This window comes from Yinghuangia soli (assembly GCF_021502675.1).
Lineage (GTDB): Bacteria > Actinomycetota > Actinomycetes > Streptomycetales > Streptomycetaceae > Yinghuangia > Yinghuangia soli.
The window spans coordinates 98,419-110,403 of the sequence record NZ_JAKFHA010000003.1 but is presented as its reverse complement, the minus strand read 5'-3'; the positions used below and the strand labels follow the sequence as shown (position 1 = coordinate 110,403).

Here is an 11,985-nt window from a genome sequence, read left to right as displayed (position 1 = left end):
CGCCCGACTCACCAATGAGGAGCTGCAGACCATGACCGTGATCTTGGAAGGACCCGGACGTGCACCGCAGGGCGAACGCCGTTTCCGGGGGGGACTGCTGGAACTCGACCTGACGCGCAAATGCGCGTTGAACTGCACCCACTGCTACAACGGGTCGGGACCGGAAGGCACCCACGGCGAGATGACCCGCGCCGACTGGCTGCACGCGGTCGAGCAAGCCGGGCACCGCGGATTCACCGCCGTGCAGTTGATCGGCGGCGAACCGACCATGCACCCGGACGCCCCCGAGCTGGTCGCCCACGCGCTGACGCTCGGGATGACCGTGGAGGTGTTCACCAACCTGGTCCACGTCACGCCGGCCTGGTGGGCGCTGTTCCGCCGCCCCGGGGTGTCGCTTGCGACCTCCTATTACTCGGCAGACGCGGACGCGCACAACGAGGTCACTCGGCGCCCGTCGCACCCGCGGACGGAAGCGAACATCATCACGGCACTGCGGCACGGCATCCCGTTGCGCGTCGGCCTGATCCGGATCAACGTCGACCAGGACGTGAACGGCGCGGTCGCCCACCTTCGCGACCTCGGCGTGACCGATGTCCGAGTGGACGACGAACGCCCCTTCGGTCGCGCCGGCGGCAGCACTGACCCGGCGGGGCTGTGCGGGCGCTGCGGCGACGGGCGCGCGGCGATAGGTCCGAACGGGGATGTCTCCCCGTGCGTGATGTCGGCGTGGCTGCCGGTCGGAAACGTCCGATCCGCCCCGCTGTCCGCAACACTGGACGGCGACCGCATGGCCGAAGCGATCGCGACGATCCGCGAGGCCCGCGCCGGCAACGAGCCCTTGCCCCCGCCCGGACCGCAACCCCCGCCGCCACCGTGCAGCCCGCAAGACGACGAGTGCAGCCCCGGAACTCCCCTGAGCACCTGTAACCCGAGAAGGTAGACCGTGCCGGACGCCATGCCTGCCGACGTGCCGCTGGACCTCCTTCAGCGGCACATCGGCACCATCACCGCCCACCGCCCCCCGCACGCCGGATACATGTCCGACCTGTTGCTGTTCGTCGATACCGACGCGCAGCGGTACTTCGTCAAGGGGCAGCGCAACCGACCGGGCGGGCGGCTCGACTCGCTGAAACGGGAAGAGGCCATCAATCCGTTCGTCCGACCCGTGGCGCCGAGCCTCCGGCAGCGGATCGAGGATGCGGATTGGTACATCCTGGTTTTCGACGCGGTCGAAGGACGTCACGCATCCTTCCTGCCCGGGTCGTCCGATCTTCCCGCTGTGGCCGGGGCGCTCGATCGAGTCGGCAGCATCCGGGCGCCCGAGGTCGCGAAGGATTGGACAGAACACCGGTGGGACCGGTTCAGCGACACGCCCGAACTGTTCCGCGGTGACGCTCTCCTTTACACGGACATCAACGAAGACAACGTGCTGATCGGCGCGGACGTTCATCTCGTCGACTGGGCATGGCCAACCCTCGGCGCCGGCTTCATCGACCCCGCGTTGTTGGTGATCCAGCTCATTGCCGCTGGGCACGCAGCGGCGGATGCCGAGGCGGTGGTTGCCGAGTGCCGGCAATGGCGCTCCGCCGACCCGCCCGCCATCGATGCGTTCTGTGCGGCGAACGTCCGCATGTGGGGGGCTCGTCAGGAACGCAGCTCGGCCGCATGGTTCGGCGTGATGCTCGACGCGTGCCGAGTCTGGGCGAAGCATCGGGGCGTTGCGGGGTAGTTCGGCCTGCCCCCGCACAGCCGGATGCCGGGTCGGATCGCGTGGCCGAGCCGGTCGGCCCGGCCGCGCGGTCCGCTCGCCGACGGCGCTCCGGCTCGGGCAGTTCGAAGCCCGCCTTGTCTGTGCTGAGCGATGCTGGTGCGGGCGCGGCTCTGCCGTAACTGTGTACGGACCACAACGCATGCGCGAACTGTCGCACCGCCGTCGGACATCGCAGCTGCGGTCAGAGGGGCTGGAGGCGGGTGCGGAGGAGGCAGAACTCGTTGCCTTCCGGGTCGGCCAGGACGTGCCAGCTCTCGGTGCCTGTCTGGCCCACGTCGGCGCGCGTGGCGCCGAGGGCGAGCAGGCGCTCGAGTTCGGCGTCCTGGTCGCGGTCGGTGGCGTTGACGTCGATGTGCAGGGGGAGCTTCCCGGCCCGGGGCGCGGTGCTCCGGCTGAGGACGAGGGTCGGCTGCGGACCGCCGAAGCCGGTGTCCGGCGGTCCGATCGCGATGCTGCCGTCCGCCTCGCGTTCGATCTCGACGTAGCCGAGGACCTCGCTCCAGAAGGCGGCGAGGCGCTCGGGGTCGGCGACGTCCAGGACCAGTTCACTGATGCGGCATGCCATGTCGGCCAGTTTAGGAACTGATCGACGGTCACCCGTCGGCGACTACTTGTGCGCCACGGGCATCGAACTCGGGCCGATCAGTGCTCGGTCGCCGAGGGGCGCGTCCAAGGTCACGGAGGCTGTGCGGTTGGCGCCGATCAGCGTGCACACGGCGTTGGCGGGCACGGTGGCGGTGGTCGGCCGCGGGCGTTCCGCGATCACGACGGCGACGACCTTGTCCCGCTGGGCGGCCTCGACGAGGTACTCCATGCCGCAGGGGCCCGGCCCGTCCGGGCTGCCCATGAAGGAGAGCGTGACCGTCCGGCCGTCCGCGGATATCTGAGCGGTCACTCCGGGGCTGTCTGCCTCAGGGCCCACGTACGGCTGGTAGGGGAGCGGAGTCGCGCGCGGGTCGGAAGTGACCGCGAGAGCCCGGGCCGTCACTGTGGTCTCGGCGAACGACGCTTCCCACACTGGGACCGTGGCCTGGCCGTCGAGTGTGGCCGCGGTCGCGGTGGTGAGCTTGATCGAGGAGACCGTGAGCCAGGGCATGTTCGCCGCCCCGCAGTTGCCGGGCGGCGGCGGAAGGGTCTTGGCGATCACCGCGTCGGGCTCGACGAACGGACGCAGCAACACCGTGCCGTCAGCCAACCGGACCTCACCGTGCGTGGGATGCGGTGGGATGGCGACGGTCGGAGGGAGCTTGACGCAGCCGAAGGAGAGGGACGTCTTGTACGTCCCCTCCTGCGGGCCCGACGTGCCGATGACGGCCGGGAGGCTGCCGTCGGTCACGGTGAACCGCTGCGGCTGTACGCCATCCGGGTGGGCGGCCGTCCATGTGTCGGCGGCCGCCGCCGCGGCCTTCCGCGCGTCCGCGACCGGGTCGCCGCTCCGGCTGCCCGGCCAGGGGGCGTCGAACCCGCCGGCCGGCGGCGACGCCGGGAAAGCCGGCATGGACGGGTACGCACCGGTCGGCCCGGCCGGCGCCACCTGGCCCGGACTGCCAGGCGCGGAGTTCGGCTGAGCTGACGCGCTCCCGCTCGGCGCCGCCTGCGCACCGGACTTGCGGGGGTCTTCGGTGCCGCACGCACCCAGGAGAACGGTCAGCACGAGCACCCCGGCCGTGGCCGCGGCCGGCCCCAGCACGCGACGGCGGTCTCGGGGATCCGCGTCGGACGGCCGGCGGACTCTGGGCGAGACGCGGGGGAGGGGCTGAGACACGGTCGGACCTCCGGGGAGAAGGGGCCGCGCCCGCTGCGCGGTAGCCCTTCGACGCACCGAACGACCATCCGGTTCCCGGCCGCGTGAAACGGAACAGCCGCCTCCGCAACCGATGGCCGCGGCGCCGAACTACCCGTGCAAGGACCTCCATTGGCGGAACCGGACGAGTCAGGCTCCGGCAAGCTGCCGCGTCGCCGCCTCCACCGTCTGGGCCAAGAGCGTGGCGATGGTCATCGGGCCGACCCCGCCCGGGACCGGGGTGATCAAGGACGCCCGCGCGGCGGCCGAATCGAAGTCGACGTCGCCGACGTTCCCGGCGTTGTAGCCCGCGTCGATCACGACTGCGCCCGGCTTGATGTCGTCGCCCTTGATGAGCCGAGGACGCCCCACCGCCGCCACCACGATGTCGGCCTGGCGGATCATCGACGACAGGTCCCTGGTGTGCGAATGGCAGTAGGTCACCGTGGCGTTCCGGGCCAGCAGCAGCATCCCGGCGGGCTTGCCCAGGATCGCGCTGCGGCCGATCACGACCGCATGCCGGCCCGCGAGTTCGACGCCGTACTCGTCGAGCAGCCGCATGATGCCGCCCGGCGTGCACGACACGAACCCCGGCTCCCCGAAGCCCATCGCGGCGAACGAGTGCATCGTCACGCCGTCCACGTCCTTGTGCGGGGCGATCGCCTCGAACGCCGCGCGCTCGTCGATGTGCCGGCCCACCGGATGCTGCAGCAGGATCCCGTGCACGGACGGGTCTTCGGACAGCCCGGCGACCGTGTCCACCAACTCGCTCGTGCCGATCGAGGCGGGCAGCGCCACGTGGCGGGAGGTGATGCCCGCCTGCGCGCAGCGCCGCTGCTTCATGCGGACGTAGGTGACCGAGGCCGGGTCCTCACCGACCAGGACGGTCGCCAGGCACGGGCTCGTACTGGTGCGTTCCCGCAGGTCGGCGGCTGCGGCAGCGGCGTCGGCGACGATGCGTCGGGCCAAGCCGGTGCCGTCCATGAGGCGGGCGGCGGCGGTCTGCGTCGGGTTGTCCACGGGCGTACTCCTGGGGCGACGGCGGTACGCCCAGGCGCGCGGCATCGGACACAGGGTCGGGCCGCTTCCCGGTGGTGATCCACCTCAGCGCCAGTCACGGCTTGCCCGCACCCTAACCGATGCCCGAGGAGCGGGGCCTCCCCAAAAGCCGGGGACAGGTGCCCGCCTCCCGGCAAGTGCCCTACTTGCGGCGGCGCTTCGGGGGCGGAGGGGTGAAGACGTACAGGTCCAGGACGGGCGGAGGCTCGGCGATGCCCGGGCCGCCCGCCCGCGTCCACGCGGCTATATCCGCGACCGCCGCCATGTCGTTCACCGGGCCCAGCCACACCGGCCGCCCGCCGCGTGCCCGGCCCTCGGGGGACGGCTGCACGACGATGACGTTGCCGTACGCGCAAGGCCCCAGGCAGTCGGTGACGCGCAGCCGGGCGGTGCCCGCTTCGAGCGCCGCTTCGAGGCCGGCGACCTGCGCGGCATGGTCGACGCCCGCGACCTTGGCGCTGCCGCAGCAGCATCCCCGGCAGACGGCGACCGTGCAGCGGGACGCCGGGCGGGCGGGGGAGTCCGGGGCAGCGGCGAACGAGTCTGCGGTCATGCGGAGGGCTCCTCGAGGGCGGCGCGGCCGGCAGTCGGCGGTTCGGTGCGACGGGTACGCGGCGGGTCGTCGCCGAAGACGCAGTCGCCGCACGTCCCGCCTTCGGGCGTGCGGTAGTAGAGGCAGCAGCTGTTGCGCCGGAAGGACGGTGGCGGGTCCGCCCACGTACCTGTCCCGCGCAGGACGCCGGAGGCCTGGAGGGCCCGGGCGAGCCGCAGCGCGGCGTCCGCCTGGGCAGGGGCTTCGGGACGCAATCCTTGTTCGAGCACCTGTGCGGTGCCGGCCAGCGCCGACGCGGCGTTGCCCCACAGCAGTTGCTCGGCCACCGGGGTGACGGCGCGCACGGCCCGGGCCAGCGGGACGAGGTGGCGATCCACCACGGCGTCATGGAGGGCCTCGGCGAGCCCGCCGTCGATGCCGGAGGGGTCGCCTGCGGCGAACCCAAGCTCCGGGTCCCAGAGTTCCACCGGGCCCGGGGCCTCGCGCCGCCACTGCGTACGGCCCGGATCCAGCAGCGGGACGGCGCCGCAGGACACCGCACCGCCCAACGCGACCGACCACAGCCGGGCGGCGAGGCCCAGGTGGAGGACGGACGCCGCCACCCGCAGCTCGTCGGTCCGCAGCAGCGTGCCGATCTGCCGCACATGCTCTGCGAGCAGACCGGGTACCTCGTACAACTCGCGCAGGGGACGGAACCCGGCATCGTCGGTGCGCGCACCCACGGAGAGGGCGAAGTACGGCCCGAACTCCGCAAGCCGGCGCACCACTTCGGCCCGCCGCGCCGCCGATGCCGCCCCGTCGGCCCCGGTCAGCGCCCGCCGCCCGGCGCGGACGAACCGGCGACGCGGGCGCACGCGCGGACACGGCTTGGAACCCTGCACGCAGGCACAGGCGTGAGCGCGGAGACGGGCATGGAGATGGACCTGGAGATGGACATGGAGATGGACACGGCAAGCCACCTGCCTCTCTCGGGGAAATCCGCCCCGGTGGTGTCGAGGTGGCGACGACGCGAGTCTCTGGCTCCCGGATCACCTCTCCCTCCGGCGTTTTCCGGAAAGAGCGGCGTCGCGGCTCACAGTGGCGGGACCGCACCGGATTCACACCGGTTTCCTCGGTTTCGCCGTCGCACAGCAGCGCCAGCATGGCATGCGGGAAGTACGGACGGCCACCGACCCCCTGGCTGCCGCACGCAACAGCGCCCCGGGGTGGGCTGACGACAGGTCAGTCCACCCCGGGGCGCTGCCGGTTGCACCGCTGGACAGTCATGCCGGGCGCCGGGCCGAACAAGCGGGCGGGCCGGCTGCGTGCGGGCCTGCCGGTCCTGTCGCTCCCGGGCCCCGCAGGCGGTGTGGTTACCGAAGCGGGCTCCCCGCCCGATCGCCGCCACCGCTCACGCTCACGCTCACGCGCGCACGTACTCCGCCAAATGCTGCCCCGTCAGCGTGCTGCGCGCGGCCACCAGGTCCGCCGGAGTACCCTCGAAGACGACCGTGCCGCCGTCGTGGCCCGCGCCCGGGCCGAGGTCGATGATCCAGTCCGCATGCGCCATGACCGCCTGGTGGTGCTCGATCACGATCACCGACTTCCCGGCGTCCACCAGCCGGTCCAGCAGGCCGAGCAACTGCTCCACATCGGCCAGGTGCAGGCCCGCGGTCGGCTCGTCCAGGACGTACACGCCGCCCTTCTCGCCCATGTGGGTGGCCAGCTTCAGGCGCTGCCGCTCGCCGCCGGACAGCGTCGTGAGCGGCTGCCCGAGGCTCAGATAGCCCAGCCCCACGTCGTTCAGCCGGGTCAGGATCGTGTGCGCGGCCGGGATGCGCGCCTCGCCCTCGGCGAAGAACTGCTCCGCCTCGGCCACCGGCATCGCGAGCACCTCGCTGATGTCGCGCCCGCCCAGCCGGTACTCCAGCACCTCGGCGTCGAACCGCTTGCCCTCGCACACCTCGCACGGCGTCGCGACGCCCGCCATGATGCCCAGGTCGGTGTAGATGACCCCGACGCCGTTGCAATTCGGGCAGGCGCCCTCGGAGTTCGCGCTGAACAGGGCCGGCTTGACGCCGTTGGCCTTCGCGAACGCCTTGCGGATCGGGTCGAGCAGCCCGGTGTACGTCGCCGGGTTGCTGCGCCGCGACCCGCGGATCGCGCCCTGGTCGACCGACACCACGTTCTCGCCGGTCGGGATCGAGCCGTGCACCAGCGAGCTCTTGCCGGAGCCCGCCACGCCCGTCACGACCACCAGCACGCCGAGCGGGACGTCGACGTTCACCTTGCGCAGGTTGTTCGCGGTCGCGCCGCGGATCTTCAGTGCGCCGGACGGCTTGCGCACCGACTCCTTCAGCGACGAGCGGTCGTCGAAGTGCCGTCCGGTGACCGTGTCGGCGCCGCGCAGCCCCTCGACCGTGCCCTCGAAGCAGACCGTGCCGCCCGCGGTGCCGGCACCCGGGCCCAGGTCGACGACGTGGTCGGCGATCTCGATGGTCTCCGGCTTGTGCTCCACGACCAGGACCGTGTTGCCCTTGTCGCGCAGCCGCAGCAGCAGGTCGTTCATGCGCTGGATGTCGTGCGGGTGCAGGCCGATGGTCGGCTCGTCGAACACGTACGTCGTGTCGGTGAGCGAGGAGCCCAGGTGCCGGATCATCTTGACGCGCTGCGCCTCGCCGCCGGACAGCGTCCCGGACGGCCGGTCCAGCGACAGGTAGCCGAGGCCGATCTCGACGAACGAGTCGAGGGTCTGCTGCAGCGACGCGAGCAGCGGGGCCACCGACGCGTCGTCGAGCCCGCGCACCCACTCGGCGAGGTCGCTGATCTGCATCGCGCACACGTCCGCGATGCTCTTCCGGGAGATCTTGGACGAGCGCGCCAGGTCGCTCAGGCGCGTGCCGCCGCAGTCGGGACACGTGGTGAAGGTGATCGCCCGGTCCACGAACGCCCGGATGTGCGGCTGCATCGACTCGCGGTCCTTCGCGAGCATCGACTTCTGGATCTTCGGGATCAGGCCCTCGTAGGTGAGGTTGATGCCGTCGACCTTGATCTTGGTCGGCTCCTTGTAGAGGAGGTCGTGCAGCTCGCGCTTGGTGAACTTCGCGATCGGCTTGTCCGGGTCGAAGAACCCGCAGCCGCTGAAGATCCGGCCGTACCAGCCTTCCATGCTGTAGCCGGGGATGGTCAGCGCGCCCTCGTTGAGCGACTTGCCCGCGTCGTACAGCGCGGTCAGGTCGAAGTCGGTGACCGCGCCGCGGCCTTCGCAGCGCACGCACATGCCGCCGGTGCGCGAGAAGGTCTTCTTGACCGTCTTGGTCTTGCCCTCGCCGCGGTCCACCTTGAAGCCCCCGCTCGCGGTCACCGACGCGACGTTGAAGGAGAACGCCTGCGGCGAGCCGATGTACGGCTTGCCCAGCCGGCTGAAGAGGATGCGCAGCATCGCGTTGGCGTCCGTGGCGGTGCCGACCGTGGACCGCGGGTCGGTGCCCAGGCGCTGCTGGTCGACCAGGATCGCGGTGGTCAGGCCTTCCAGGACGTCCACTTCGGGACGGGCCATGGTCGGCATGAAGCCCTGCACGAAGGTGCTGTACGTCTCGTTGATCATCCGCTGCGACTCGGCCGCGATGGTGCCGAACACCAGGGAGCTCTTGCCCGAACCGGAGACCCCGGTGAAGACGGTCAGCCGCCGCTTGGGGATCTCGACGTCGACGTCCTTGAGGTTGTTCACACGCGCGCCGTGCACGCGGATCAAGTCGTGGCTGTCGGCGGCATGCTGCCCGGCAGCCGGGGCGGGGGGCTGCGCGGCCGTCTTCTTGGCCCTGGTCATGACTCTCCATCCGGATGCGGCGGCGGTGGATCGGTGGCGCGGCGGTACACGTGCGGTCGGCGGTGGTACGGCGCGGGCCTTGCCGGGGCGGCGCGCCGTACCGCGGGCCTCAGCCCAGCTGCTTGATGCGGACCATGTTCCCGGCGGGGTCGCGGAAGGCGCAGTCGCGGACCCCGTACGGCTGGTCCATCGGCTCCTGGACGACCTCGGCACCGGACGCCTGGAGCTTGTCGAACGTGTCGTCGAGGTCCCCGGTGGCCAGGACGATGCTGGCGAAGGTGCCCTTGGCCATCATCTCGTTGATCATGCGGCGCTCCTCGTCGGTGGCGCCCGGGCCGGCGGCCGGCGGGTGCAGCACGATCGAGGGGGCGTCGGAACCGGGCGGCGCCACGGTGATCCAGCGCATGCCCTCGTAGCCGACGTCGTTGCGCACCTCGAAGCCGAGCGCGTCGCGGTAGAAGGCCAAGGCCTCGTCCGGGTCGTTGTGCGGGAGGAAGCTCTGGTGAATGCTGATGTCCATGGGCCTCACGCTAGTCGCGGCCCGATGACCGTGCTTCTTGATTCCTGACCGGTCGGGTGACCTGTTTCGCGACGCACGGCGGGATGCCCACGGTCGCGTCCGCGTGCTGCTTCTGGTAGACGCTCGGCGGCATGCCGACCAGTTCGGCGAAGCGGGTGCTGAAGGTGCCCAGCGACTGGCAGCCGACCGCGAAGCACACGTCGGTCACGCTCATGTCGCCGCGGCGGAGCAGGGTCATGGACCGCTCGATGCGCCGGGTCATGAGATAGCTGTACGGCGATTCGCCGTAGGCCGCCTTGAATTCGCGGCTGAGGTGGCCGGCGGACATGTGCTCGCCGAGGGCGAGCGCCTCGACGTTGAGCGGCTGCGCGTACTCCCGGTCGATCCGGTCGCGTATGCGGCGCAGCCGCCGGAGGTCGCGCAGGCGCTGGGCCTCGTCCGCTTTGCTGGTCACGCGATCGATCGTGCCACATTGCCGCAGGCCCGGAGCCGAGCCCGGGACGGCGTGTCGGCCGAACGGGTGATGCGCCGGTGAAGTGGCCGCGGAGTGGCGGGTGTTCGACTTAGCGTGAAGTACCTGCGCACCGCGGTGGTCCGGCGGGCGCTCGGTGCTGCCCTCTCCGGTAACAGGCCCCTGCCGGGTGGAACCCCGGAAAACCCGGAACCCGCAGCTGCCGGTCAGGGCAGCGGCACCGCCACCCAGACCGTCTTGCCGCCCAGGTCGGCATCCGGCTCGATGCCCGCGGTGCCGCCGCACTCGGCGACCAGGTGCTTGACGATGAGCAGGCCGCGGCCGCTGTCGTCGTCGACGGTCTCCAGGAGCGCCTTGGGGCGGAAGGGGTGCCGGTCGTGCACGCCGAGGCGCAGCCAGCCGTCCTCGGTGAGGTGCAGGACGACGTCGATCTGCGGGGAGAGCATGCCGGCGTGCTTGACCGCGTTGGTGACCAGTTCGGAGACGATCAGCCGCAGGGTGTCGGCTCGTTCGTGGTCCGGGTGGAGGCCCCAGCCGGCCGCCACGTCGACGACCGCGTGCCGCGCCTGCGGCACCGCGGCGTTGTGCGGCGGGATCTGGAAGCGGCACGCCGGGGTGGCATCGCGGAGCGTGGTCATGCCGAGGCCTCCGTGCGGTACGCCGGCGTGGGGTCGTCCTGCCGGCATACGGTGCGCATGCGGGAGGTACGGGGCATGTGGTGCGAAGGGTGACTCATGGTGTCCCCGGGGGCGGATGCGGCTGTTCGGAGCAGCGTACCCACCCGTTCGCGACTATGGGTGGCGAATTGATTACTTAGTGTCGGTGATTGGGGTGTGCCGGATCCCGCGCGGGGCGCGCGAGGTGCGCGGACGCAGACCGGCGCGCACGGATGATCACGTGCGCGCCGGTCGCCGAGCAGGGGTTCAGCGGGTCAGGTCGGGGGCGTGCACCTCGCTGCCGTCCAGGTGCGGGCGGACCAGGACCTTGACGTGGTCGTCGGGCCGGCCGAGCGTGTCGATCGCGGCGGCCACGCCGCCGAAGCCGACTTCGCCGGTGACCAGCGATGCGGCGTCGACCGTGCCGTCCGCGATGCGCTGCAGGGTGGCCGGGTACTGCTCCGGCGGGTAGGTCAGGCACATCTTGACGGTCAGGTCCTTGTAGATGCCGACCACCGGGCGGAAGGAGTCCATCGTCATGCAGACGCCGATCAGCATGACGGTGGCGCCGCGCGGCACCTTGTAGAGGACGTCGTTGAACATGCCGGCCTTGCCGGAGCATTCGAAGACGGTCAGCGGCTGGCCGGCCTCGGCGACCTCGCGCCACGCGGCGAACGGGTCCTGCTCGGCCGGGTCGACGACGATGTGCGCCCCGAACGCGCGGGCGAGTTCGCGGCGGCGCGGGGACGGCTCGGAGACGATGACCGGGGCGACGCCGCGCTCGATCAGGCCGCCGACCGCGCCCAGGCCGATCGGTCCGGCGCCGATGACGATGGCGCCGCCGCCCTTCTCGGCGCCCGAGCGGGCCACGTTGCCGAAGCCGACCGCGAGCGGCTCGGTGAGCGCGGCGACCGCGGCCGGGACGTGGTCGGGGACCTTCACCAGGGCCGCGGCCTGCATGACCATGCGCTCGCCGAAGCCGCCGGGGAACTGGTTCGAGTAGCCGATGGTGCGCAGCGTGCCGCCGCCGTCCAGCGCCCACGGCAGCCCGACGACGACCTGGCCCTCGTCGAAGCCCTCGACGCCGGGGCCGGTGCGCACCACGCGGGCGGAGAGCTCGTGGCCCATGACGAGGTCGGCGTCCGGGTCGAAGATGAAGGACGGCGTCTCGGAGTCGATCGAGGCCTGCAGGAATTCCGCGGTGTGCTTGTACGCGGACAGGTCGGAGCCGCAGATGCCGCAGGCGGCGGTCTCGACGAGGACCTGGCCGGGGCCGGGAGTGGGCTCGGGGATGTCCTCGACGGTGAAGGAACCGCCGCGCAGGACCGCTGCACGCATGGGGGTGGCCTCTCTTCCTGGTCGT

General features: G+C 71.7%; 12 protein-coding genes and 2 riboswitches. Of the genes, 2 read left to right on the top strand and 10 right to left on the bottom strand.

Annotation, left to right across the window (positions count from 1 at the left end):
* Positions 1 to 31: 31 nt before the first annotated feature.
* Complete coding sequence (locus LZ495_RS07435) at positions 32 to 940, top strand: radical SAM/SPASM domain-containing protein (protein WP_235051199.1); 909 nt, start codon at positions 32 to 34, stop codon at positions 938 to 940.
* Positions 941 to 943: 3 nt separating this feature from the next.
* Complete coding sequence (locus tag LZ495_RS07430; RefSeq protein ID WP_235051198.1) at positions 944 to 1,729, top strand: phosphotransferase; 786 nt, start codon at positions 944 to 946, stop codon at positions 1,727 to 1,729.
* Between the two features lie 223 nt (positions 1,730 to 1,952).
* Here LZ495_RS07430 and LZ495_RS07425 read toward each other — a convergent pair whose 3' ends face one another.
* The 10 genes from LZ495_RS07425 to LZ495_RS07380 form a co-directional block, all read right to left on the bottom strand.
* Positions 1,953 to 2,336, bottom strand: a complete 384-nt coding sequence (locus tag LZ495_RS07425; protein ID WP_235051197.1) for a VOC family protein — start codon at positions 2,334 to 2,336, stop codon at positions 1,953 to 1,955.
* Between the two features lie 42 nt (positions 2,337 to 2,378).
* A complete protein-coding gene (locus tag LZ495_RS07420; RefSeq protein WP_235051196.1) occupies positions 2,379 to 3,461 on the bottom strand; it encodes a hypothetical protein in 1,083 nt (360 codons plus the stop codon).
* A 243-nt stretch (positions 3,462 to 3,704) separates the two neighbouring features.
* A complete protein-coding gene (locus LZ495_RS07415; RefSeq protein ID WP_235051502.1) occupies positions 3,705 to 4,538 on the bottom strand; it encodes a bifunctional 5,10-methylenetetrahydrofolate dehydrogenase/5,10-methenyltetrahydrofolate cyclohydrolase in 834 nt (277 codons plus the stop codon).
* A gap of 57 nt (positions 4,539 to 4,595) precedes the next feature.
* A riboswitch (ZMP/ZTP riboswitch) is annotated at positions 4,596 to 4,682 on the bottom strand.
* A 73-nt stretch (positions 4,683 to 4,755) separates the two neighbouring features.
* Positions 4,756 to 5,166, bottom strand: coding sequence for a (2Fe-2S) ferredoxin domain-containing protein (locus LZ495_RS07410; protein ID WP_235051195.1), 411 nt, complete (start codon positions 5,164 to 5,166; stop codon positions 4,756 to 4,758).
* Positions 5,163 to 6,020: a (2Fe-2S)-binding protein gene (locus LZ495_RS07405; protein WP_235051194.1), complete on the bottom strand. Its 858-nt coding sequence runs from the start codon at positions 6,018 to 6,020 to the stop codon at positions 5,163 to 5,165. Before LZ495_RS07405 ends, LZ495_RS07410 begins: the two co-directional genes overlap by 4 nt.
* Positions 6,021 to 6,156: 136 nt before the next feature.
* Positions 6,157 to 6,320, bottom strand: a riboswitch (cobalamin riboswitch).
* Positions 6,321 to 6,568: 248 nt separating this feature from the next.
* Complete coding sequence (locus tag LZ495_RS07400) at positions 6,569 to 8,974, bottom strand: ATP-binding cassette domain-containing protein (protein WP_235051193.1); 2,406 nt, start codon at positions 8,972 to 8,974, stop codon at positions 6,569 to 6,571.
* A gap of 109 nt (positions 8,975 to 9,083) precedes the next feature.
* Positions 9,084 to 9,494, bottom strand: coding sequence for a VOC family protein (locus tag LZ495_RS07395; protein WP_235051192.1), 411 nt, complete (start codon positions 9,492 to 9,494; stop codon positions 9,084 to 9,086).
* A 10-nt stretch (positions 9,495 to 9,504) separates the two neighbouring features.
* Positions 9,505 to 9,948 (bottom strand): helix-turn-helix transcriptional regulator, encoded by a 444-nt coding sequence (locus LZ495_RS07390; protein ID WP_235051191.1) that lies wholly within the window; start codon positions 9,946 to 9,948, stop codon positions 9,505 to 9,507.
* Between the two features lie 224 nt (positions 9,949 to 10,172).
* On the bottom strand, positions 10,173 to 10,604 hold the full coding sequence (locus LZ495_RS07385) for an ATP-binding protein (protein ID WP_235051190.1): 432 nt from the start codon (positions 10,602 to 10,604) through the stop codon (positions 10,173 to 10,175).
* Positions 10,605 to 10,889: 285 nt separating this feature from the next.
* On the bottom strand, positions 10,890 to 11,960 hold the full coding sequence (locus LZ495_RS07380; RefSeq protein ID WP_235051189.1) for a zinc-binding dehydrogenase: 1,071 nt from the start codon (positions 11,958 to 11,960) through the stop codon (positions 10,890 to 10,892).
* Positions 11,961 to 11,985 lie beyond the last annotated feature (25 nt).

What these genes read in the sequence shown, in the direction of transcription:
- LZ495_RS07435 (WP_235051199.1), top strand. Translation starts at nt 32, where the DNA reads ATGACCGTGATCTTGGAAGGACCCGGACGTGCACCGCAGGGCGAACGC.
- LZ495_RS07425 (WP_235051197.1), bottom strand. Translation starts at nt 2,336, where the DNA reads ATGGCATGCCGCATCAGTGAACTGGTCCTGGACGTCGCCGACCCCGAG.
- LZ495_RS07415 (WP_235051502.1), bottom strand. Translation starts at nt 4,538, where the DNA reads ATGGACGGCACCGGCTTGGCCCGACGCATCGTCGCCGACGCCGCTGCC.
- LZ495_RS07410 (WP_235051195.1), bottom strand. Translation starts at nt 5,166, where the DNA reads ATGACCGCAGACTCGTTCGCCGCTGCCCCGGACTCCCCCGCCCGCCCG.
- LZ495_RS07400 (WP_235051193.1), bottom strand. Translation starts at nt 8,974, where the DNA reads ATGACCAGGGCCAAGAAGACGGCCGCGCAGCCCCCCGCCCCGGCTGCC.
- LZ495_RS07395 (WP_235051192.1), bottom strand. Translation starts at nt 9,494, where the DNA reads ATGGACATCAGCATTCACCAGAGCTTCCTCCCGCACAACGACCCGGAC.
- LZ495_RS07385 (WP_235051190.1), bottom strand. Translation starts at nt 10,604, where the DNA reads ATGACCACGCTCCGCGATGCCACCCCGGCGTGCCGCTTCCAGATCCCG.
- LZ495_RS07380 (WP_235051189.1), bottom strand. Translation starts at nt 11,960, where the DNA reads ATGCGTGCAGCGGTCCTGCGCGGCGGTTCCTTCACCGTCGAGGACATC.